The organism is Chryseobacterium sp. CH21 (genome assembly GCF_004119445.1).
Taxonomy (GTDB): Bacteria; Bacteroidota; Bacteroidia; order Flavobacteriales; family Weeksellaceae; genus Chryseobacterium.
The window spans coordinates 1-277 of sequence record NZ_QICI01000119.1 but is presented as its reverse complement, the minus strand read 5'-3'; the positions used below and the strand labels follow the sequence as shown (position 1 = coordinate 277).

The 277-nt window shown below is 34.7% G+C and carries 1 pseudogene; it reads right to left on the bottom strand.

Going from position 1 to position 277, the window contains the following annotated elements:
- A pseudogene (locus BOQ62_RS23750) lies at positions 1-145 on the bottom strand (restriction endonuclease); the annotation flags it as partial.
- Between the last annotated feature and the right edge of the window lie 132 nt (positions 146-277).

Sequence of the window (277 nt, the reverse complement as noted above, 5' to 3'; positions counted from 1 at the left end):
GAAGTTGCGAATTGTGAGCATCTGCACTTTCTTTCCAATGTTTACATTCGATAATGAAGATGGGTTCATCGTTATTTTTGATAACATAATCCACTTTTTCACCTTTTTTCGTTCCAATGTCGCAAATGTATTCAGGGACAACTTCCAAATCTCGTTTTCGAAACATGATAATACCTGTGAAGTTGCGAATTGTGAGCATCTGCACTTTCTTTCCAATGTTTACATTCGATAATGAAGATGGGTTCATCGTTATTTTTGATAACATAATCCACTTTTT